Here is a 21,572-nt window from a genome sequence, read left to right as displayed (position 1 = left end):
CCTCGGTGAAATGAGGCCTCAGTCACCCAAAAATGAGAGAGAATACCCCACCCACCTCGGACGAGTCAGAGAACGATAGAACGAGTCGGCGTAATTTGCTAGGGGCAGCAGCAGTGGCAGGAAGTGGCTTACTCGCGGGATGCTTAGACGGGAGCAGCTCCGAGACGGAAGAGCAGAATACACCTCCCCAAAGTGAGGACGAGACTCCCCAAAGTACCGACGAGAATCGTGTACTGATCGTGTTTTTCTCTCGTACGGAAAACACCCAGGCTGTCGCTGAAATGATTCGGGAAGAAGTGGGTGGAGAGCTGTTCGAAGTTTTGCCGGCAGAACCGTACCCCGTAGATTACGACACGCTCGTATCCCAGGTAGACGAAGAAAACGAAGCTGGCTATACTCCGCCTCTCCAATGCCTAGTTGAGGATATCGGGGCGTACGACACCGTGTTTTTCGGTGCCCCGACGTGGGATATGCAGTTGCCGCCGCCGATGAAGACCTTTCTGAGAGAACACGATTTAGGCGGGAAAAATGTGGTCCCCTTCAATACGAATGGGGGGTATGGGGTCGGGAGTAGCTTTCAAACGATAGAAGACCGCTGTCCCAATGCCGATGTACGGGAGGGTTTCTCCACAAGGGGCGGATTGGAGAGAGATGGTGTTTACCTCGCAATCAAGGAGGATCGGAGAGAGGAGGTCAGGGCTGAAGTGACTGACTGGTTGCAAAGGATTCGGATTTGAACCCAGACTTGCCGGCGGCGAGGTAACGGCCATTGTCGTATTTTACATCAGTGAGTGGTTGATTTCGGGGTTATCCTCTCTCATCTTCAACAGATGCGTTTTTACCTGTGCTGAGCGGTCGAGCGCCAAGAATTGTTGGCTATTGAGGATTTCAATAAAGCCACATGAAAATATTCCCTCTATTTCGGTTGACTAGGTTCCGAGTTATAAGAAGAAGTTGATATCATAATAAACTACTTAAAATATAGACCATCTCGTGGCTCATGAGCCATAAGACGGTGGAAGGTCTGTTTGGTGTGCTTCCTGCCCTGAACCGTCAGCTGAGACAGTTCCATTTGTGGCTGAGGATCTCACAAGAGATAGCCGAGCCGGTATAAATCGTTTGTCTCAGTCGCTGTCCTCTCCCGTCCCATCGGCGTCCTCGAGTTCTTCTAGTGGCTTGAGATTCGCTTCCATCCGTTCGTATTTGGCTTCACGAAGTTCCTCTTCTGATGCCATCTTCGGCACTAAAGACGCCCCTTCGGGAAGGACAACATCCTGGTCGTCCACGGGTTCCGAATCGGCGACCATCTTGCGGAGTTCCATGTCACGATTGATCTTCCCAACCATCCGCTCGAATGCTGTATCCCGCTCGTGGCGACGTCGCCGGAGCTCTCGCACTTTCCGCTCGAATTCCGTCTGCGCTGCCCAATCATAGATCCGACGCCCAAGAATCGTGAGTGCATACCGCTTCTCTGTCCCGTGCTCGGTCGGCCTATGACTCACCGTGAACACGTCGTGATCAACGCCTTCTGAGAGTCGCGAGGAGACCGTCGATCCACTTACCGCAACCGCGTCGACGAGCGCGTTGAACGTCGCTGTTCCCGTCCCGATCTCTGTAACGAGTTCCGCCGCACCCTTCTTCCGAAGAAACGCCTCGAGTTCGTCCAAGCCCATCGTACACCCTGTTCTCCCCACATCACTATAAACCCAACCGGAATTTGATTCAAACTGATTTTTGACCTATATCGAATTGTGGCTACAACCGATTCTCTAAGTACAGCGCGCATATCCCTTGATATGTCTCTCGATACAAGCTTAGGGCAGATAATCGACGACGATGCTCAACTACATTTTTACTCTATTCTATACTGTTCTTTGCTCCTACTCAGCAGATACGTCTATACAGAATTACTCCAGCATTGGATCGACCACAACTCAGAATCGGAGTGGTTCGCCCTGGAGGTGGCTCAATGCCGACTGACCCGTCGGCTGTCGCTGACTCAATCATTGTCCACGCGGAGACACTCTGTGAGCGTGAAGACCACCTCTGGGACGTCATTTGCCAGTTATCAATTCCCGTCGACAACCTTGAGGATGCCCGCGATCAGAACCGCGTGACCTTTGGAACCGACGAAATGTTCCGTACGCTCTTGTTCAAGGGGATTCGAGGCATCTCACAGAACGAATTAGCGCAACGGCTCGGTCGGGAGCCGAGCTTAGTCAAGAGCTTCCACCTCGACATTACCGATCTCTCGAATACGCCCACCCAGCAACAACTCTCGTACACGCACGCGCAGTTCAGCGAGGATACCCAGGAAGTCCTCAATCGCACGGTTGCTGGCGTCCGGCAAGTTGCTCTCGACAACGACGTCCTCACGGAAGGTCTTGTTCCGTCAGTCCCAGCCGAAACCGAGGAAGAGTCACAAAGCGCGAATGAGTACAAGAAGGAGAAGGCCCAGAAGACGCTGACGCTCGCTCGCAAACACGTCATCCCTGAGTTCGACACGCACCGAGCAGCCCACAAGACGTACTCCGACGAGGTAATGCTGGATATGTTTGCGAGTATCTGCGCGAACAACGGCAGTGCCCACTCAGAAGCCGAGTACGGCTGGCTCACCGACGACGAACTCATCTGTGACGACTCGACGTTCCTACGCGCAATCAAGAAGATTGCGACGCCCGAAGCGTCCGACGGGCAGCTCACGTTCGAAGATTTCGAGGACGAGGACTCGATGCCCGAGATCGACCAGATTCGGGACGCGATTATGACGGCGTTTAACGCCGCGACGGAAAACATCATCAACTCGATTCGTGGCGAGGACCCCTTCGACTCCCGTAAGAAGATTGCAGCCATCGACATCACGCACGAGCAATTCCACGTCTGGCCGTGGGAGGACAAGGAAGCAGGCATCGCGAAGCCAGACTACCCGAAGATGGTGAGCGGGTACAAGAAAGACGGCGAGTACAAACACGGCTACAAGTACGCCACCATCACCCTAGTCGGTGACCACGCGCCGATCGCCCTCGGCATTGAGCCGGTCAAAGAGGACTCTGCGTGGGAGCGTGACGACTCGCCGTCGTACTCAAAGGCAGACCTGGTGAGCCGATTGCTCGACCGGGCGGAGCAGTTCGTTGATCTGGATACAGTGATGTTCGACCGTGGATTCTACGTCAATCGCGTGTACGCAGAGGTCCACGACCGTGGACTCACGTATCTCTCTCCAGTGCCGACGTATGAGGATGATTTAGCGGCGATTCAGGATATTCAGGAGCATCCGACGGCGGACGAAGCTGTCAAGCACGATGTTCCGTTCGGAATCGACGGCGAGATCCATCACGAGGCGGAGTTCCTCTATGCCCCGAGTACGAACGACGAAGCCGACGGCAAGTACGCGGTGTTCGTAACGAACCAGGGCCGCGTTGAGCCTGAAGAGATCTCGAGTGTTGTGAACGGGTACAGTCGGCGCTGGGATATCGAGAACCAGTACAAGTCGATCAAGGATTTTATGCCGAAGACGTCGTCGACGGACTACCGACTTCGCCTGTGCAACTTCGCGCTGTCGACGCTGATCTACAATCTGTGGCGGCTGACGGACTATCTAATCAAGGTCGCGCTCGACGAGTCGATCCGGTCACCGCCAGTGATCACGGCGAGAACGTTCGTACGGGCATTGGGCGACTTCCTGCGTGAGTTCGGGTAACGCTTTTCTCACTCCGGGTCACTAGTTCGGTAGCGGCTGCTCTGTTTATTTTTTGTGTTTTCGCACTACTTGTCATACAGGAGACCAATCTCCCGTCACTAATTCAATCTCGTCCAGCCTTCGCACCGAATCTAGAGTCATCAACCCGAGAATTTCCTAGTTTCATTTGTGAGTTTATAGGCACGCGAAGAACGTGGTGGAAAACAGACGAATCGAACGGAACGAGACAGCGGCGCTCAGGCCGAATCGAACCGCCACCGCGTCGCGTCGGCGGGGAATCCGGACCACGCCAGCACGCGCTCGGGTCGAATCCGAAACACCGGCGTCCCGTGGCGAATCCCGTACTTCGCCTCGTAGGCGTCGTCGACGCGGGCGAGCGTGGCCTCGTCGGCGGTCTCCGCGTCCAGTCGCTCGGCGACGCCTTCGAGGATGACCACGTCGGTCCCGCTTTCCGTGTGGACCGCGAGGCGCGGGTCGCGCGCGAGGTTTCTGACCCATCTGGTTCGCTCGCCGCCGCCGCAGTGGAACGCGCCGTCGACCCAGACGCCCCAGACCGGGCGGGCGTGCGGTCGGCCGTCGGGACGGGTCGTCGCGACCCAGAACACCTCGCCGTCGGCGAACGCGGCTTCGACGACGCGCCACTCTAGGAGCCCTCCCTTCGAGTCGGGAATGCCGTAACTCGCTTCGGTCTCAGGGCGGTCGCGGGTGGTCGCGGGCGGCGCGTCGTCGGGCATGAGAAAGAGAGGGGCCGCGAGAGATTAAGCGCGAAGTCCTACCACGCCGTGAGCGCGTCGGTCCCGTGGGTCCACGTCAGGGCCGCGAGGAAGGCGAGGACGCCGGTGATGGCCGCCGCGCCGCCGACGAAGAACACCCACTCCATGCCGATTTCGGCCATGAGGTAGCCGCCGAGGAGGGGCGCGACGACGCTGCCGGGCCGCCAGAGGAGTTCGCGGATGCCGAAGCTACTGGCGACGCCCGCGCCGCCGGAGCCCTCGTCGGCGAAAAGCGCCATGCTGGCCGGTTCGCGGAGGCTGTCGGCGACGCCGAGCAGACCCGCGAGGCCGACGAGCGGGAGGAACGCGGGCGAAAGCGGGCCGAGGAGGGGGAACGTCGCGGGGAGCGCGAGCGCCTCGCCGACTGCCGGCGAGAAGGGAACGGCGAGCGCGATGAGACCGTAGAGGCCGCCGCCGACGAAGACGAACCGCGCGCGGCCGTACCCGTCGGAGACGCGGCCGGTGTAGGGCTGACAGAGCATGTTGGTGAACTTCTCGGCGACGACGGTGGCGGCGACGGCGATGCCGCCGTATTCGAGGCCGCCGGAGGCCGCGGAGACGCCGGCGTAGATGGGCACCCACGTTCGGACGAGGGTGACGGCGACGGCGTACTGGACGCGGAACGTCGCCATCGTCAGGATGCGCTCGTTGAGCGCGAGGTCCGTGAACGGAAAGCCGTGGACGCGAGTCTCGTCCGGCGGGAGGAACACCCAGATGGCGACGACGGCGATGGTCAGGAGAATCGTGATGACGATGAAGATGGGCGTGAAGCCGAACAGGTCGTAGAGGATGCCAGCGCTGATACTGCCGAGGATGGAGGCCGCGAAGCGGGCGGCGTTCGCCTTGCCGATGTGGTTCGCGCGCGTCCCCTCGCGGGCGAGTTCGCCGACGAGCGCGAGCGACATCAGCCCCGCGCCGGTGACGGCGACGCCCTGTGCGGCCCGCGCGACGATGAACGAGAGACTGGAGTCGACGAGCGGAAAGGCGGCGTAGACGACCGCGCCGAGACCGACCGTGCCGGCGAGCACGAGGCGTTTGTCGTAGCGGTCGCCGGCCCACGACAGCGGCACGACGGCGACGGTCTGGGCGAGCGTGAAGCCGGTGGTGAACATCCCGATGACGAAGCCGCGGGAAAGCGAGAAGCCGCCGAGCGCGAGGCCGCCGAGGGCGAACTCGGGGACGACGACCGCGCTCGGGTCGAGTTCGTTGATGTACTTCGGGAGGAGGGTGACGAGCGTGATGAAGCCGAAACCGCCGGCGAACCGAGTGAGATACAGCGTCCAGAATCTGAGACGGGTGCGGTCCATGGGCTGTGTGCGGTCAACCGGCGAAAAGAAGTTCCGGAACCGGCGGTCGCCGTCGGCGAGATAAAAGCCCGTCAGATAGCGGCAGTGAACTTTATCGTTCAGGACGAGTGACACATTGCATGGAACAGGTGGGTGGAGAGACGACGGTGAGAGGTTCGGAGACGCGCCTCGTTCGGGTCGAGCGGGAGATGAACGACCACGGTGCGATGACCGTTCGGGTGGTCGAAACCGGAGAGCTACGCACCGTGGTGGCGTGTTCGACTTCGGACCTGCGAGCGCGACTCGCCTCGACGGCGGCGGGCGCGGAGTTCCCGCTTCGACTCGCGCCGTCGCCGGGGCGCGGGAACTCGTGGGTCGCACTCGGGCGGTAGTCAGGAGTCGAAAAGCAGTTTCGCGCCGACCGCGAGGCCGCCGAACAGCACTACGAGCACCGCGCCGGCGACGACGTCGGAACCGAAAAGCACCCCGAAGTCCGGGGTGAGAACCGCAAGGAGCCGTCCGGGGTCGAAGTGGTCCTCGACGCCCGTGGCCAGTCCGAAGACGATGGCGACGAGAAGCGTGATGAAGACGAGGACCAGTTCGGTCCTGTCGCTCTGGTTCATAGTCGGTAGCGTTCGGAGCGGGACATAAAACATCCGAGGGTGGGAAGCCACTCACCTATCAGCTATCCGAGTGATATAGACGGAGCGCCTCGGCTGTCGGAGTTGGTCTGGAAGGAAGTAGTGGGCCGGACGCGATTTGAACACGCGACCGTCTGATTAAGAGTCAGACGCTCTGCCTAACTGAGCTACCGGCCCTTGCAATCTCTCGTAACTGCCGGTAGGTAAAATGACTTTCCTTTCTGTACGACGACGGCAGGGACGCACACGCGCGAAACAACGGACAAACGGTGGGTGTTAAGTGGCGGCCGGCCGGAGTAGCGGGCAACGATGAGTGCAGGGGTCAGCATTTCCTCGATGTCTACGTACGCGATACTCGGCTGCGGGAGCGTCGGGCACGCGGTCGCCGAGGAACTGACAGACGAGGGAAAAGACGTCCTCATCCTCGACAAGGACGAAAGCCGCGTCGAAGCCCTGCGCGACCAGGACTTGAACGCGCAGACCACGAACATCGCCGACCCGGAGCTCGCCGACGCCGTCACCGGACGCGACGTGATTCTCATCCTCTCGTCGGACGTCGAGGCCAACAAGGCCGCCGTCTCGACCATCCGCGACCGCGACGAAGACCAGTTCATCGTCGTCCGCGCCTCCGACCCCGTCTCAGAGGACGAACTGACGAAGCTCGGTGCCGACGTGGTCATCAACCCCTCCGAGGTCATCGCCGACTCCGCGCTCCGAAGCGTCGAGTCCGGCGAGCTCGAATACAAGGCCCGCCAACTGGCCGACATCCTGCGCGACACCGACCACGGGATGGCCATCCTCACCCACGACAACCCCGACCCCGACTCGCTCGCCTCGGCGGTCGCCCTCCAAGCCATCGCCCGCGAGTACGACGTCGAGGCCGACATCCTCTACTCGGGCGACATGGGCCACCAGGAGAATCGGGCGTTCGTGAACATCCTCGGCATCGAACTCACCCCGCGGAGCGACTCGAAACCGCTCGAAGAGTACGGCGCTGTCGCGCTCGTCGACCACATGAAGTCGGGGATGCCCGACCTCGGCGACGCCGACATCACGGTGTTTATCGACCACTTCGAACCCGACGACGGCATCGACGCCCGCTTTACCGACGTGCGGCCGAACGTCTCGTCGACCTCGACGATTCTCACGAAGTACATCCAAGAGTTCGACCTCAGCCCGTCGCAGGCGGTCGCCACGGCGCTTCTCTACGGGATCCGCGCCGAAACGCTCGACTTCAAGCGCGACACGACGCCCGCGGACCTGACCGCGGCGGCGTACCTCTACCCCTTCGCCGACCACGACACGCTGGAGAAAGTCGAGTCGCCGTCGATGTCGCCGGAGACGCTGGACGTGCTCGCCGAGGCCATCCAGAACCGCGACGTGCAGGGGTCGCATCTCGTCTCGAACGCGGGGTTCATCCGCGACCGCGACGCGCTGACGCAGGCGGCCCAGCACCTCCTCAATCTTGAGGGAATCACCACGACGGCGGTTTTCGGCATCGCCGACGACACCATCTACCTCGCGGCGCGGTCGAAGGACATCCGCATGAACATCGGGAAGATTCTGAGCGACGCCTTCACCGGCATCGGCGAGGCCGGCGGCCACTCCACGCAGGGGTCGGTCGAGATTCCGCTCGGCATCTTCACGGGCATCGAGTCCAACGACGACAACCGCGACACGCTCCTCCAACTCACCGAGGAGGCGGTAAAGCGCAAGCTCTTCCGTGCGATGGGCGTGGAGGGTGGCGAGAGCGGAAACGGGAGTTAGAACGTCAGGCGACGAGCGACTCTTCGTCTTCTTCTGGGTTCTTCAGGCGCTCGATGACGTCGTTGATGAGGATGACGTCGCCGACGGCGCGAACCCACCGATACGGGATGAGAACGCCCTTTCCGGGTTCGATCTGGTTGCGGAACAGTTCGTCGTTTAGCGCCGTCAGCGCGAGGCCGGTGACCGTCTCGTGGTCCAAGTCGAGGCGGACGTCTTCGACCTCGCCGACGAACACACCGTTGTTCGAGTAGACCTCCCGGCCTACGAGCGTCGTAATCTCTTCGGGCGTCCCGTCCATATCCGCCAACATGGGATGCCGGGTCTTAATTGTTCGTAGCCCGCGAGTCGGGGCGCAGACGCGCGGCAGACGGGCGTCCGACGCCGGCGAGAAATCACCGGACGAAGACGTGTTGTTCGGTTGAGAAGACGGCGAGAGAGTCGCCGCGAACGACGGCCGCGGCGGGGGCCGAAAGCGGGGCGCGTTACCGCCGCGGCGCGACCAGTTGAATCGGGTGTTGCGTCGGCCGGCTGAGCAGCGAATCGAGCTGTTCCAGACAGGAGGTGCCGCTGGCGACGACCGTTCGGTCCCTGTTCTCGTCGGTCTGGAACTGCCCCTGTAACTCGGAGCCGACGTCGACGCTGAGTTCGTAGTACTCGGACTTGTAGCCGAACGACCCGGCCATGCCGCAGCACTCCACGTCGGAGGTGGCGACGTCGTAGTCGAGCTCCGAGAGGACGGCCTCGGTGTGGCCTTCGAGGCCGAGGGTCCGCTGTTGACAGTGGCTGTGGTAGGCGACGCCCTCGCCCGCGCCAGCCGAGAGCGCGTCGGCGTCCGCGCCGTGTTCGAGCAGGCCGAAGACGTACTCCATGACCTCGTAGCTGGCCTCCGAGATGCGCTCGAAGGACTTCTCGGGCAGGAACTTCTCGTACTCGGTTCGGAACATCGCGAGGTCAGACGGCTCGATGACGACGATGTCGCGGCCGTCGTCGATGTGCTCCGCGAGGCCGGCGTACACGTCGTGAGCGTGGTCTTCCGCGGTCGCAATCATGCCCTGCGAGAGCGGGGCGCGGCCCGAGGAGCGAACGTCGGGGACGATAACGTCGACGCCGAGCGCTTCGAGGGTACGGACCGCGGCCTTCCCGCGTTCGACCTGCACGTGGTTCGTGTACACGTCGGGGTAGAGCACGGCGGTACGAACCGGGTCGTCGACCCGAGAGGTGCGGCTCTCGAACCAGTCTTTCAGCGTCTCGCGCTGGAATTCGGGGAGTTCGCGGCGGGCGTCGATGCCGAGGAACCGCTCCATGATGTCGCGGGAGACGTCGAGTCCGGCGGCCCAGTTGGAGACGGGCGCGAAGAAGCTCCCGACCTTCGCGGCCGTCTCGAAGTTACCGAAGAAGCGCTTCTGGAGGCTGACGCCGCCGGGTTCCTCGTCGGGGGTGAGTCCCTCGACGAGCCAGTCGAGTTCGGAGACCTCGCCGCGGTTGATTCTGTCGCGGACGACCGTGTTTATCCACGGGATGTCGATTTCGACCGGGCAGGCGGTGGTACACCGGCTACAGCCGGTACAGAGGTCGTTGAACTCCGCGGCGCTGTCGAGGCCCTCGACGCCGGCCTCCCAGCCGGTGCCGATGCCGCCGGAGTACGTCTCGCCGCCGAAGGCGTGACCGCCGACGTGCTGGAAGTTGGCGCAGACGTTGGAACACGCCGAACACCGGATGCAGTAGAGCGTCTCGCGGAGTTGGTCGTCCTCGCGCATGTCGAACCGCCCGTTGTCGATGAGGACGAGGTGGAAGTCGCGGTCCGTCTCGGTCGCCGAAAGCGGCGTGTCGGGTGCGTCGAAGTCGACGGTCGGCGACTCGACCGGCGGCGTCAGAAGCGAGATGTAGGAGGTGATGTCCTGTCCCGTCCCCGACTTGCCGATGAGTTCGACGAAGGGCCGGAGGTCCTCGACGGTCGGAATGACCTTCTCGACGCCGGCGACCGCGACGTGCGTGTCGGGCACGACGGCCGTCTTCCGGGCGTTACCCTCGGAGGTGACGAGCGCCATCGTCCCGGTGTCGGCGGTGATGAAGTTCGCGCCGGTCATCCCCACGTCCGCGCCCTCGATGAGTTCGCCGAGCTGTTCGCGGGCGAACATGGTGAGTTCCTCGGCGGTTTCGAGGGGTTCGTCGGGGTCGAACGCCTCGTTGAACAGGTCGGCGATGGCCTCCCGCGACTTGTGGATGGCGGGCGCGACGATGTGCGACGGGGACTCGTCTGCGACCTGCAGGACCCACTCGCCGAGGTCGGTTTCGACCACGTCGATGTCGGCGGCTTCGAGGTCCTCGTTGACCTCTATCTCCTCGGAGGTCATCGACTTCGACTTGACGACGCGCTCTGCCTCCTTGTCCTCGCAGACCTCGCGGATGTACCGGTTCGCGTCGGCCGCGTCGTCGGCGATGTAGAGCGTGCCGCCGTTGGACTCGACGGTCTCGCGCAGTTGGTCGATGAGTTCGGGGAGCCGCTCGATGGCGTCTTCCTTGATGGCCCGCGCTTCGGACTTCAGCCCGTCGTAGTCGTCGAGCGACTGGACCGACTGGTAGCGACCCTCGTTGAACCCGCGGGTGCTCGTGCCGACGGCGTCGCCCTCGGTCTCCATCAACTGTCGAATCTTCGCCGCCTTGGCCTCGCGCGCCTCACTCATCGATAATCACCACGTGGACCTCCTTGGGACCGTGCGCTCCTTTCACCAGCGCGCCCATGTCGGCGGTGGCGCTGGGGCCGGTGGCGATGATGGCCGAGGAGCGTCCCGTGCGGAATTCCTCGCCCAGCCAGTCGAACGCCTCGGGCATGCCGGGGACGATGTCCGACCGCCGGAGGACGGCGACGTGGAGGTCGCCGAACAGGCTCACCGGTTCGATGCCGTCGGGCGTGCCCTGCACGACGACGCTGCCGTAGTCCGCGATACCCAGCCCCGCGGTCGTGATTCCGGCGTTCGCCTCGCGGAGGTCCGCGGGGGTCGGGTCCGTGTTCACCCAGTCGGGGAGGTCGGCCCCGTCGTACGGGAGTTCCACGCCGATGGTCGGGTCCGAACAGACGCTTTCGAGCGCGTCCGCCAGCCCATCGGGAGACGCGTGTGTCCAGCCTACTTCGAGTCGTTCGAGGGAGTCCTCGAACGTCGCAACCGTGCCGGTTGACATACGTGAAGCTAGCGCGTTCTACATAATCGTTCTTCGGGTTCGAGCGCCACGCTGTCGGTTAATTATGAACGATTCGAATCAGGGGAATCGGCCGACTGCTTCGTCCGCGTCGGCGACTGTGCCGGCCGCCTCGCGCTTGCCGGCGGCGGACTTCGTCACCGCGTAGGCCTGCACGACGAAGTAGCCGGCCCAGAGGAGGTAGCCGCCGGTTCCGCCGCCGAGGACCGTCGGGACCGTCCGGAACGTCGCGAGGCCGAGGGTGGTCAGCCACGTCCCGACGAGGAGGACGCTGAAGTAGCCGTAGAAGCCCGTCGCCCACCACATGCCGACGACGCGCGCCCAGCCGGGTTGGACGTGTTCGGGGAGCCGCGTCGTGTTCATCACGAGGACGAGGGCGGTGTAGGGCCACATGATCACGCCGGACATCGCGGCCCCGACGACGAGGAAGAAGAACGGTTCTTGGCCCTCGAACGGCGAGGAGAAAAGCAAGATGATGACGACGCCCCAGACGCAGAAGGCGGTGAGGAGCCGCCAGAACAGCTTCGGGAGGTCCCAGCCGGCCTCGCGGCCGTAGGACTCGTAGAGGGCGTCGGCGCTGTTGCGGACGAACGACTCGACGATGGCGTACTCGGTGGTAAACAGCGCGACGAAGAGGACGGCGAAGACGAGAAACGAGCCGACCGGGCCGAGAAGCGGGACGACGTCGCCGAGCCACATCTGGATGGCGTCGGCGGTCGACCCCGACGCGTAGCGCATGGCGACGCTCATCAGCGCGGGGGCGACGAGGAGCAGGCCGAACACGAACGTGAGCAGGTGTTCGAGTTGGACGACGCGCCACCAGCCGCGCCAGCGGCGGAGGTTCGTCAGCGTCGGGCGGAACGCGAAGCCGTCGCGCTGGATGGGTTCTGGGTCGTCGCCGCGGAGCGGGTTCTTCACGCGCCCCTGATAGTTGCCCATGCCGTAGCCCTTCTCCCGCATCCAGAGGCTCTGAGAGAGGTTCAGGTAGCCGCCCGCGCCGGCGAAGGCGAGGCCGCCGAGGAAGACCGCGATGTCCAGTCCCTCGGGGAGCGTTCCGACCGACCCTGCGGCCGCGGGGAGGTCGGCGAACTCGACCCACGAGCCGGTGACGGCGACGAGGAGCAGGGCCGCGCCGATGGCGACGAACAGGAGGCCGATTTGGAACACCTCGACGGCGTTGTACATGACCGACGACACCTGATACGAGAGCCAGATGACGCCCATGAGGGCGGCGGCGACGAGTTTCCACGTCGCGAGCGACGCGCCGAAGAGCGCGACCGACCCGTCGAGTCCGAGCGCCGTCGTGGCGACCTGCGCCGCGCCTGCGGCCCACCCCGGCCAGCCGAGGCTGATGAGGCCGCCGACGAGGAACGCCCACGGCCAGTACGACCCCACGCGTGCGAACGCGCGGAAGATGCTCTCGCCCGTGGCGAGCGTCCAGCGCTGGAGTTCCGTGTTGATGAGGAACTGCGTGAAGACGCCGACGACGAACGCCCAGAACACCGCCCAGCCGTACTGCGCGGTCAACACGGGCCAAAAGAGCGTCTCGCCGCTCCCGAGCGACGCCCCGAGCATGATTGCCGAGGGGCCGACGACGTGGCCGACGCGCGGGACCCGCGGGAGGTCGGCGAGGCGGAACGACCCGCCGTCGCCCGACTCGGGGTAGTCGTCCGAGTCGTCGGACTCCTCTAACTCCTCGTAGCGAAGCGGGAGATACCACGTGCCGCGGTACTGCTTTCCCTCGACTTCGGAGGCGTAGACGTCGTCGCCGCCGGCGACGCTCGGTTCCGTCGAGGGCGCGGACTCCGAGAGGTCCGAGAGGTCCGCGTCGGAGTCGTCCGACTCGTCGAGCGCGTCCGACCGCGCGGACGCGTCGGCGTCGGAACCGGGGCGACCGTCGCTCACGAGACGGGACACCCCGGAACGGAACTATCGGACGGCGAATCGCTTGACATCGATGCGTTTGCCGGAATTGTGGCCCGATGGTGTATAAATTCGTAGGGTGGCTGTGACGTTCGAAAACCGGACTACCCCCCGAGGAAGTGCCAGATGTGACCGCGCTCTTCCGGCGGGTCGACGCCCGGCAGTTGCTTGAGCGCCGGCTGAATCGCGTTCCACCAGCCCTCGGCCGACTCGAAGCCGGCGGGGTAGTCGTGGTACACGTCCCGCAGGAAGTCCGCCTTCTTCGCCTCCGGGTGGTCGGTGAGGTACTGGTACGCCGCCGACAGCGCCTCGCGGCGGGCGTCGAGCATCGGGCCGCTCCCCGGCAGGTCCGCGCGCTCGATGGCGGACGAGACCGCGGGCGGGTGGTCGAGGGCGTCCGAGTCGTCAGGACCGTCGGCCTCGCCCGAGGCCCCGGTTTCGGAGGGCGAAGCCGGGTCGGTCGAGTCGGCGGCCCGCCCCGCTGTCGACTCCCCGCGGGCGGGCATCGGAACCCAGAACACCCGGCTCCGAGCGCCGACCTTCCGGGTGGCGAGGTCGCCGCGTTCTTCGAGTTCGTTCAGCTTGTTGTGCGCGGTGCGCCGCGAGCAGTCGAGCGCCTCCATCACGTCGGTGGCGGTGAGGGGGCGAGCGGCGTCGTCGCGCTCCTCGAACACGTCCAAGACGGCGTCCAGCGAGATGCGTCCCACGTACTGTCCGTGCTCGTTTCGAGAGCGCGCGCGAGACTCATCGTCCATGATAATTCCAGTTTACACGACTGCATAAGCCTTTGCACACGAGTGAATCGCCAATTCACTCGTGTATTATGGCCGGGAAACACGTGTGTTGTGGCCGTTTCGAGAATCGGTTTTCCAAGATTGGCTCCGAACGCGAATCGACAGGATAGACCATGTAAAACTCGAATTCGCCGGTTAACCGCGTATTTGTCCGGATATTCACGAGTGTACTGGGTTGTGTACTCCGAGTAACACGACCCCGACCGATATGTCATGAATAGCGACGAACGATAGATATATATCACAAAAGTTGTGTATCGGATTCCACGATGCACCGCATCAGGCACGAATCTGGAACGGCACAGGCTGGAACGAACTACGGAGGTGTGCGGCATGGTTAACGCGACCGACGCGCTCATCGCCCTGCTCCCGCTCATCACCATCGCCTATCTGATGGTCGGGCGGTACTGGCCCGCGACGCGGGCGATGCCCGTCGCGTGGGTCGTCGCAATCGGGGCCGGCGTCCTCGGTTGGGGCATGACGCCGCAGTGGATTATCGCCTCGACCATCAACGGCTTCATCACCGCCTCGAACATCCTGTACATCGTCTTCGGGGCGATTCTGCTCCTGTACACGCTCAAGCAGACGGGCGCGTTCGACGCCATCAACAACGGCTTCGCCTCCATCAGCGAGGACCGCCGCGTGCAGGTCGTCCTGCTCGTGTTCCTCATGGGCTCGTTCATCGAGGCGGCCGCCGGCTTCGGCACGCCCGCGGCAATCGTCGGCCCGCTCCTCGTTGGCCTCGGCTTCCCGCCGCTCGCGGCCGTCGTGGTCGCGCTGACGGGGAACCTCATGGCCATCACCTTCGGCGCGGTCGGCACGCCGCTCATCATCGGGATGATAGACATCTTCGACGACGTGCCGGTCATCACGAACGCGCTCGACGCGCAGGGCATGGGCGTCGAGCAGTGGGTGTCGGAAATCGCCGTCTTCGCGGCGATGAACCACGTCGTCGTCGGCATCCTGCTCCCCTTCATCGGCGTCGCCATGATGACGCGTTTCTTCGGCGAGGAGCGCTCCATCAGGCCGGCGCTCGCAGTGCTTCCTCTCACGCTGTTCGCGTGGGCGTCCTTCTCGGTGCCGTACTTCCTGACGGCCTACTTCCTCGGCCCGGTGTTCCCCGGCCTCGTCGGCGCGATGGTGGGGCTACTGCTCACCGTCTCCGCGCTCAAAGCCGGCTTCTTCCACCCCGACGAGGAGTGGGACTTCGCGCCGCAGACCGAGTGGCCCGACCACTGGGTCGGCGACATCCAACCCGGCGAGACGAGCCAGCGCGGCGGCGCGGTCGCCGCCGACGGGGGGGCGGTCCAGCAGATGTCGCTGTGGAAGGCGTGGACGCCGTACGTCCTCGTCGCGGCGCTGCTCGTCGTCACCCGCGTGTTCGACCCGCTGACGAGTTTCCTCACGTCGAACCTCGTCTTCGAGTACGCCGACATCTGGGGCACGGGGCTGACCGGCGACTTCCAGTTGCTCTACCTGCCCGGTGCGGTGTTCCTCGTGGTCCACCTCGCCACCATCGGCCTCCACGACATGGACGCGAAACAGGTCAAAGCCACGTGGGCCGAGACCGTCGAGAAAGTCACGCCGGCGGTCATCGCGCTCCTGTTCGCGGTCGCGACCGTCCAAATCATGCTCCAGTCGGGCAACGCGACGGGCACCGACAGCATGCTCATCGTCCTCTCGGAGGGCATGGCCGGCATCGCGGGCGGCGTCTACCCGTTCTTCGCCGCCTTCGTCGGCGCGTTCGGCGCGTTCCTCGCGGGGTCGAACACCGTCTCCGACATCCTGTTCGGCACCTTCCAGTACGGCGTCGCCGACCAGATCGGCACGCCGAAGACCGTCATGCTGGGCGCGCAGGCGGTCGGCGGGGCCATCGGCAACCTCATCGCCGTCCACAACGTCGTCGCCGCGCTCGCGGTCGTCGGCCTCGTCGGCGAGGAGGGCCGCGTCATCCGCCTCGAACTCATCCCGCTTCTGTACTACGGGACCGCGACCGGCGTCCTCACGCTCCTGTTCAGCTACGTGCTGTTCCCGGGCGTGTTCTGAGCGGCCGGCGCTCCCCGACCCGGCCCTGCCGAGCTACCTCGGCCCGACTCGACTCGACTTGATTCGGTTCGACTTGACTCGGCTCGGTCCGGTTCGATTCGAACCTCGAACCGACTCGCAAACCACCCGGGCGCGACCCGGAGCGACACCCGTCACCGGGTGTCTTTATCCGTTCACGCCAACCGACATACGACAGAGCTAATCAATGGCATCCAACACGCACGAACCGGCCACCGACCCCGCGCTCGCTGGCGATTACGACTACGTCAGCGACGACGTCGAGCGGCCGGGGCTGGTCGACGACCTCGAATCCCTCGTCGAGGGCGACGTGCGCTTCGACACCTACACGAGAACGCTGTACGCGACCGACGCGTCGGCCTACGAACAAGTCCCCATCGGCGTCGTCATGCCGACCTCGACGGCCGACGTGGCGGCGGTGATGGAGTACTGCGCCGGCCGGGAGATTCCCGTCCTCCCCCGCGGCGGCGGCACGAGCCTCGCCGGCCAGACCGTCAGCGAGGCCGTCGTCCTCGACCTCGTCCGCCACATGGGCGGCGTCGAGGAGATCGACCCCGAGGCGCGGACGGCCACGGCCGAAGCGGGCGTCCGCCTCGGCGAGCTCAACGAGGAGCTCGCACCCCACGGCCTGAAGTTCGCGCCCGACCCGGCGTGGGGCGACCGCTCCGCGCTCGGCGGCGCAATCGGCAACAACTCCACCGGCTCGCACTCGCTGAAGTACGGCAAGACGGACTACTACATCGAAGAGCTGGAAATCGTCCTCGCGGACGGGACGGTGACGACGTTCGGCGAGGTGAGCGTCGACGAGCTCCGCGAGTCCGGCGACCCCGACGGCGACCTCGAAGCGCGCATCTACGCCGAAATCGCGCGGATACTCGACGAGGAGGCCGACGAGATTGCAGAGCGCTTCCCCGACCTGAAGCGCAACGTCTCCGGCTACAACCTCGACATGCTCGTCGACGAGATGCGCGGCGAGCGCCGCACGCCGGACGATACCGGCATCGACGGGGACTGGGAGGCCGGCCGCGTCAACCTCGGCCGGCTCATCGCCGGGAGCGAAGGAACGCTCGGTATCGTGACGAAGGCGACCGTCTCGCTGGAGGAGATTCCGAACACCGCGTCGGTGGCGCTTCTCACCTACGACGACGTCATCGACGCGATGCACGATGTCGCGCCCATCCTCGAACACGAGCCCGCGGCCGTCGAGGTGATGGACGACGTGCTTCTCGACCTCGCGCGCGATACCGCCGAGTTCGCGGACGTGGTCGGGATGCTCCCAGAGGGCACGGACTCGACGCTCCTCGTGGAGTTCTACGCCGACTCCGACGAGGCCGGTAAACAGAAGGTTGCGAACCTCATCGAAGACCGCGTCATCGACCCCGACGGGACCGAGTTCGACCCCGACGAGGGCTCGGCCTCGGTGACCGAGACGGAGCGCCGCGCGACCGACTTCATGGAGGCCCACGACGCCGACACCCGCGCGAAGTTCTGGAAGATGCGCAAGTCGGGGCTCCCGATTCTCCTCTCGCGGACGACCGACGAAAAGCACATCGCGTACATCGAGGACACCGCCATCCCGGCCGAGAACCTCCCGGCGTACGTCTCCGACTTCCAGGACATCCTCGACGAGCACGACACCTTCGCGTCGTACTACGCCCACGCGGGGCCGGGCGTCCTGCACATCCGCCCGCTCGTCAACACGAAGACGGCCGAGGGCGTCGAGACGTTCGAGGCCATCGCCGACGAGGTGACGGACCTCGTCGTCAAGTACGGCGGCTCCGTCTCCGGCGAGCACGGCGATGGCCGCGCGCGGACCCAGTGGAACCGCAAGCTGTACGGCGACCACCTCTGGAACGTCTTCCGCGACCTCAAGACCGCGTTCGACCCCGATTGGCTCCTGAATCCGGGGAACATCTGCGGCGACCACGACATGACCGAGAACCTCCGCTTTTCCCCCGACTACGAGTTCGACGCCGGCTTCGAACCGGCGCTGAACTGGGACAACGACAACGGGTTCGAGGGCATGGTCGAACTCTGCCACGGCTGTGCCGGCTGTCGCGGCCAGCAGTCCACCGTCGGCGGCGTGATGTGCCCGACGTTCCGCGCCGCCGAAGAGGAGATTCAGGCGACCCGCGGCCGCGCCAACATGCTCCGGCAGGCCATGAGCGGCGGCCTCCCCGAAGACGAGATGTTCACCGACGAGTTCGTCGACGAGGTGCTCGACCTCTGTGTCGGCTGTAAGGGCTGTTCGAAGGACTGCCCCAGCGAGGTCGACATGGCGAAGATGAAAGCCGAGGTCGTCCACGAGTACCACCAGCGCAACGGCTCCAGCTTCCGCGACAAGCTGTTCGCCAACATCGACTCGCTGTCCAAACTCGGGTCGGCGTTCGCCCCGCTCGCCAACGCGGCGACGAAGGTGCCGGGCGCGCGGACGCTCATGGAGAAGACCGTCGGCATCGCCAAGGAGCGCTCGCTTCCGACGTTCCACTCGACGAGCTTCGTCGACTGGTTCGAGAGCCGCGGCGGGGCCGGCGTCCCGGAGGCGGAGGCCGACCGCAAGGCGCTGTTGTTCCCCGACACCTACACGAACTACAACCACCCCGAGGTCGGCAAGGCCGCCGTGAAGTCGCTTGAGGCCGCGAACGTCCACGTCCGGATTCCGGAGGGCGTCGCCGGCTCCGGTCGGCCCCCGCACTCGAAGGGCTTTCTCGACAAGGCCCGCGCCGACGCCGAGCAGAACGTCGAGGTGCTCGCACCGTACGTCGAGGAGGGCTGGGACGTCGTCCTCTGTGAGCCCTCCGACGCGGTGATGTTCCAGTCGGACTACCTCGACTTGCTCTCAGGCGACGACGTGGAGGCCGTCGCCGAAAACGCCTACGGCGTCATGGAGTACGTCGACGCGTTCCGGCTGGACGAGTCGCTGTCGTTCCGCCCGCAGGACGACTACCTGACGTATCACGGACACTGCCACCAGAAGTCCACGAAGAAGGACCACCACGCCGTGGGCGTCCTCCGCCGCGCCGGCTTCGAGGTGGACCCGCTGGACTCGACGTGTTGCGGGATGTCCGGGTCGTTCGGCTACGAGGCCGAACACTACTCCATGTCGAAGGCCATCGGAAACATCCTCGAAGGCCAAGTGGCCGAGAGTCCGGGCGACGTGGTCGTCGCCCCCGGCGCGTCCTGCCGGACGCAACTCGAAGACATGGACGGCGCGACCGACGACCCGCCGCACCCCGTCGAGGTGCTCGCGCGCGCCATCGACGCGTAACGCGGACGCCGCGGCGCGTCTCGGCGACTCGGCGGTGTGGCATCCCCGGCCGGGTTCGGGCACGACGCCAGTCGCCGTCGCTCCTCGTTTTTCGTCGCAGATACGTTTAGGGCGCTCCGCGGTCAACCGCGGGACGACCGAGATGCGAGGAATGCCATGACACCGATGGAACTCGACGACGTGCGCGTCGACGCGTACATGACGACCGGCGTGGAGACCGTCGGCCCGGGCGCGTGGGTCACCGACGTGGTCGACAAACTCAAGGCCGGCCCGCAGTACGGCGGGCTCCCGGTCGTCGACGACGAGCACCGCCTCCTCGGGTTCGTCGGCGCGATAGACCTGTTGGAAGTCAACGGCGACGTGCGGGTCGAGTCGGTGATGAGCCGCGACCTCGTGGTCGTCCGCCCGGAGATGACGGTGAAGAACGCCGCGCGCGTCATCTTCCGCACCGGCCACCAGTTCCTCCCCGTCGTCGACGACGACCGGGTGTTGCTCGGCCTCTTTTCGAACGGCGACGCGGTGCGGAGCCAAATCGAGCGGACGACGCCCTCGAAGGTCCAGAGCACCCGCGAGATGCTCGAACGGACCCACGACACGTCCATCGGCGTCGGCGAGCGGGAAGTCGAGGTCGGCTCGCTGATTCCGACCCAGCGGGAGGTGTACGGCGACGAGCTCGAAGGCCGGAAGTACGAACTCCAGAACGGCCTCGCGGAGCCGCTCATCGTCGTCTCCCACGGTCCCGAGACGCTGCTCGTGGACGGGCACCACCGGGCGATGGCCGCGAGGCGACTCGGCATCGACCGGATGCTCGCGCACGTGCTCACGGTCTCGCCGGAGGACGTCGACGAGTTGGGCCTGCGCAGGATGGCCCGCCTCGGCGGCCTCCGGTCGCTCGCGGACGTGGAGGTCAACGACTACCTCCAGCACCCGCTCATCGAGAAGACCGAACAGTAAGAAACGCCGCGTTACTCGGCGAGGTCGTCGAGCGCGTCGCCGAAGGCGTCGAGTCCGGCGTCCATCGCCTCGGGGTCGCCGCCCAGCGAGATGCGGAACGACTCCGGCGCGTCGAAGAAGCCGCCGGGAACGACGAGGACGCCGCGGTCCCACGCGGCGTCGACGACCGCGTCGCCGTCGGCCGAGGCGTGGTCGAGGAAGGCGAACGTCCCGCCGGCGTGGATGCGCCCGTCGAGGTCGTCGCGGTCGGCGACGAACGTCGCCAGCAGGTCGTGGTTCGCCGAGAGGTGTTCGCGGGCGGCGGTCTCGATGTCGTCGCCGTGGTGGAGCGCGCGCCGGGCGAGCTTGGTGCTCGGCTCGGCGACCGCGGGCAGGTACATCGACGCCGAGCGGGCGCGCTCGACGACCTCCTCGGGGCCGATAATCCAGCCGACGCGGAGCCCGCCGAGGCCGTAGAACTTCGTCAGCGACCCGGTGACGACGGTGTTGTCGAGACCGGACGCCGTGGTGCCGCCGAAGGGGCCGTCGACCGCGGGGTCGACGAAGGGCGCGTACACCTCGTCGACGAGGAGGTAGCCGCCGGCGTCGCCCGCGGCGGCCGCGACCTCGGCGAGTTCGGCGCGCGGCGTGAGTTTGCCCGACGGGTTGTGGCGGTTGGTGACGATGGCGTAGGCGAAGGCGTCGGTCGAGGCCCCGTCGAGGCGGTGCGGTTCGAGTTCGTAGTCGTACTCCGGCGGGCGGACGAAGCGGTCGACGCGCGCTCCGAGCGCCTCCGACGTGGCCACGAGCGGCTGGTAGCCGGGTTTCTCGACGAGCACCTGCGGACGCGGGGCGTCGGCCTCGTCGCGGTCTTCGTCGTCGCCGGACGCGAGGTCGAGGAGGGCGCAGGCGGCGAGGAAGTTCGCGTTCGTCGCGCCCGCGGTGACGAGGACCGACGACTCGGAGACGCCGTAGCGTTCCGCGAGTTGGCCGGCGAGCGTCGCGTCCTCGGGGTCCGAGCGACCCGCGAGAACCGGCGGAGCGAGGTCGTCGCCGCGCCGGGACGAGCCGAGGTCGCTCGTCGCGAGGTCGTGGGTGGCCTCGGCCGCCCGGTCGACAATCCACTCCAGATAGGGGATTCCGGGAAACGTCGTCGTCATTAGGACTCCTTCGCGGTCGCTCCCGTAAGTCGTTGGGGTCTCGGGGACATCGGCCGCAGGCGGCG

The 21,572-nt window shown here is 65.1% G+C and carries 17 protein-coding genes and 1 tRNA gene; 7 read left to right on the top strand and 11 right to left on the bottom strand.

Annotated elements, in window-relative coordinates:
* Positions 1 to 113: 113 nt before the first annotated feature.
* Positions 114 to 737 (top strand): flavodoxin, encoded by a 624-nt coding sequence (locus BN996_RS06280; protein WP_089777650.1) that lies wholly within the window; start codon positions 114 to 116, stop codon positions 735 to 737.
* Between the two features lie 387 nt (positions 738 to 1,124).
* Here BN996_RS06280 and BN996_RS06275 read toward each other — a convergent pair whose 3' ends face one another.
* A complete protein-coding gene (locus BN996_RS06275) occupies positions 1,125 to 1,673 on the bottom strand; it encodes a hypothetical protein (RefSeq protein ID WP_089777649.1) in 549 nt (182 codons plus the stop codon).
* 296 nt (positions 1,674 to 1,969) lie between these two features.
* Between BN996_RS06275 and BN996_RS06270 the strand changes: the two genes are divergently transcribed.
* Complete coding sequence (locus BN996_RS06270) at positions 1,970 to 3,700, top strand: transposase (RefSeq protein ID WP_089777648.1); 1,731 nt, start codon at positions 1,970 to 1,972, stop codon at positions 3,698 to 3,700.
* Between the two features lie 236 nt (positions 3,701 to 3,936).
* On the opposite strand, the gene BN996_RS06265 is transcribed toward BN996_RS06270, so the two are convergent.
* Complete coding sequence (locus BN996_RS06265; protein WP_089777647.1) at positions 3,937 to 4,434, bottom strand: pyridoxamine 5'-phosphate oxidase family protein; 498 nt, start codon at positions 4,432 to 4,434, stop codon at positions 3,937 to 3,939.
* 38 nt (positions 4,435 to 4,472) lie between these two features.
* Entirely contained in the window at positions 4,473 to 5,780 is a 1,308-nt protein-coding gene (locus tag BN996_RS06260; RefSeq protein ID WP_089777646.1) for an MFS transporter, read from the bottom strand.
* Positions 5,781 to 5,899: 119 nt separating this feature from the next.
* Between BN996_RS06260 and BN996_RS06255 the strand changes: the two genes are divergently transcribed.
* Positions 5,900 to 6,151: a DUF7999 family protein gene (locus BN996_RS06255; protein ID WP_089777645.1), complete on the top strand. Its 252-nt coding sequence runs from the start codon at positions 5,900 to 5,902 to the stop codon at positions 6,149 to 6,151.
* Here BN996_RS06255 and BN996_RS06250 read toward each other — a convergent pair whose 3' ends face one another.
* Positions 6,152 to 6,382: a hypothetical protein gene (locus BN996_RS06250; protein ID WP_089777644.1), complete on the bottom strand. Its 231-nt coding sequence runs from the start codon at positions 6,380 to 6,382 to the stop codon at positions 6,152 to 6,154.
* A gap of 121 nt (positions 6,383 to 6,503) precedes the next feature.
* Positions 6,504 to 6,577: transfer RNA gene (locus tag BN996_RS06245), tRNA-Lys, on the bottom strand.
* Between the two features lie 132 nt (positions 6,578 to 6,709).
* On the opposite strand from BN996_RS06245, the gene BN996_RS06240 reads away from it, so the two are divergent.
* Complete coding sequence (locus tag BN996_RS06240) at positions 6,710 to 8,167, top strand: DHH family phosphoesterase (RefSeq protein ID WP_004970563.1); 1,458 nt, start codon at positions 6,710 to 6,712, stop codon at positions 8,165 to 8,167.
* A gap of 4 nt (positions 8,168 to 8,171) precedes the next feature.
* On the opposite strand, the gene BN996_RS06235 is transcribed toward BN996_RS06240, so the two are convergent.
* The 5 genes from BN996_RS06235 to BN996_RS06215 all read right to left on the bottom strand — a co-directional run bounded on the left by BN996_RS06235 (position 8,172) and on the right by BN996_RS06215 (position 14,043).
* Entirely contained in the window at positions 8,172 to 8,465 is a 294-nt protein-coding gene (locus BN996_RS06235; RefSeq protein WP_004041580.1) for a PRC-barrel domain-containing protein, read from the bottom strand.
* Between the two features lie 184 nt (positions 8,466 to 8,649).
* The gene (locus BN996_RS06230; protein ID WP_089777643.1) at positions 8,650 to 10,851 is read right to left on the bottom strand and encodes an LUD domain-containing protein; all 2,202 of its coding nucleotides are present in this window, start codon (positions 10,849 to 10,851) and stop codon (positions 8,650 to 8,652) included.
* Positions 10,844 to 11,347 carry a LutC/YkgG family protein gene (locus tag BN996_RS06225; RefSeq protein WP_089777642.1) on the bottom strand — a complete coding sequence of 168 codons (504 nt, stop codon included), beginning with the start codon at positions 11,345 to 11,347 and terminating at the stop codon, positions 10,844 to 10,846. Before BN996_RS06225 ends, BN996_RS06230 begins: the two co-directional genes overlap by 8 nt.
* A 78-nt stretch (positions 11,348 to 11,425) precedes the next feature.
* Positions 11,426 to 13,270 carry an Nramp family divalent metal transporter gene (locus tag BN996_RS06220; protein ID WP_089779847.1) on the bottom strand — a complete coding sequence of 615 codons (1,845 nt, stop codon included), beginning with the start codon at positions 13,268 to 13,270 and terminating at the stop codon, positions 11,426 to 11,428.
* Positions 13,271 to 13,392: 122 nt separating this feature from the next.
* Entirely contained in the window at positions 13,393 to 14,043 is a 651-nt protein-coding gene (locus BN996_RS06215; RefSeq protein WP_089777641.1) for a helix-turn-helix domain-containing protein, read from the bottom strand.
* Between the two features lie 372 nt (positions 14,044 to 14,415).
* On the opposite strand from BN996_RS06215, the gene BN996_RS06210 reads away from it, so the two are divergent.
* The 3 genes from BN996_RS06210 (at position 14,416) to BN996_RS06200 (ending at position 20,368) form a co-directional block, all read left to right on the top strand.
* The gene (locus BN996_RS06210) at positions 14,416 to 16,128 is read left to right on the top strand and encodes an L-lactate permease (protein ID WP_089777640.1); all 1,713 of its coding nucleotides are present in this window, start codon (positions 14,416 to 14,418) and stop codon (positions 16,126 to 16,128) included.
* A gap of 205 nt (positions 16,129 to 16,333) precedes the next feature.
* On the top strand, positions 16,334 to 19,414 hold the full coding sequence (locus tag BN996_RS06205; protein ID WP_089777639.1) for an FAD-binding and (Fe-S)-binding domain-containing protein: 3,081 nt from the start codon (positions 16,334 to 16,336) through the stop codon (positions 19,412 to 19,414).
* 165 nt (positions 19,415 to 19,579) lie between these two features.
* The gene (locus BN996_RS06200) at positions 19,580 to 20,368 is read left to right on the top strand and encodes a CBS domain-containing protein (protein WP_089777638.1); all 789 of its coding nucleotides are present in this window, start codon (positions 19,580 to 19,582) and stop codon (positions 20,366 to 20,368) included.
* 11 nt (positions 20,369 to 20,379) lie between these two features.
* On the opposite strand, the gene BN996_RS06195 is transcribed toward BN996_RS06200, so the two are convergent.
* A complete protein-coding gene (locus BN996_RS06195) occupies positions 20,380 to 21,507 on the bottom strand; it encodes a pyridoxal phosphate-dependent aminotransferase (RefSeq protein ID WP_089777637.1) in 1,128 nt (375 codons plus the stop codon).
* Positions 21,508 to 21,572 lie beyond the last annotated feature (65 nt).

Source organism: Haloferax massiliensis (genome assembly GCF_001368915.1).
Lineage (GTDB): Archaea > Halobacteriota > Halobacteria > Halobacteriales > Haloferacaceae > Haloferax > Haloferax massiliensis.
The sequence above is the reverse complement of the archived record's forward strand: the minus strand, read 5'-3'. Positions and strand labels throughout refer to the sequence as shown.

Coding starts and splice junctions, on each gene's coding strand:
- BN996_RS06275 (WP_089777649.1), bottom strand. CDS start 1,673: ATGGGCTTGGACGAACTCGAGGCGTTTCTTCGGAAGAAGGGTGCGGCG.
- BN996_RS06270 (WP_089777648.1), top strand. CDS start 1,970: ATGCCGACTGACCCGTCGGCTGTCGCTGACTCAATCATTGTCCACGCG.
- BN996_RS06265 (WP_089777647.1), bottom strand. CDS start 4,434: ATGCCCGACGACGCGCCGCCCGCGACCACCCGCGACCGCCCTGAGACC.
- BN996_RS06260 (WP_089777646.1), bottom strand. CDS start 5,780: ATGGACCGCACCCGTCTCAGATTCTGGACGCTGTATCTCACTCGGTTC.
- BN996_RS06255 (WP_089777645.1), top strand. CDS start 5,900: ATGGAACAGGTGGGTGGAGAGACGACGGTGAGAGGTTCGGAGACGCGC.
- BN996_RS06250 (WP_089777644.1), bottom strand. CDS start 6,382: ATGAACCAGAGCGACAGGACCGAACTGGTCCTCGTCTTCATCACGCTT.
- BN996_RS06240 (WP_004970563.1), top strand. CDS start 6,710: ATGAGTGCAGGGGTCAGCATTTCCTCGATGTCTACGTACGCGATACTC.
- BN996_RS06235 (WP_004041580.1), bottom strand. CDS start 8,465: ATGGACGGGACGCCCGAAGAGATTACGACGCTCGTAGGCCGGGAGGTC.
- BN996_RS06230 (WP_089777643.1), bottom strand. CDS start 10,851: ATGAGTGAGGCGCGCGAGGCCAAGGCGGCGAAGATTCGACAGTTGATG.
- BN996_RS06225 (WP_089777642.1), bottom strand. CDS start 11,347: ATGTCAACCGGCACGGTTGCGACGTTCGAGGACTCCCTCGAACGACTC.
- BN996_RS06215 (WP_089777641.1), bottom strand. CDS start 14,043: ATGGACGATGAGTCTCGCGCGCGCTCTCGAAACGAGCACGGACAGTAC.
- BN996_RS06210 (WP_089777640.1), top strand. CDS start 14,416: ATGGTTAACGCGACCGACGCGCTCATCGCCCTGCTCCCGCTCATCACC.
- BN996_RS06205 (WP_089777639.1), top strand. CDS start 16,334: ATGGCATCCAACACGCACGAACCGGCCACCGACCCCGCGCTCGCTGGC.
- BN996_RS06200 (WP_089777638.1), top strand. CDS start 19,580: ATGGAACTCGACGACGTGCGCGTCGACGCGTACATGACGACCGGCGTG.
- BN996_RS06195 (WP_089777637.1), bottom strand. CDS start 21,507: ATGACGACGACGTTTCCCGGAATCCCCTATCTGGAGTGGATTGTCGAC.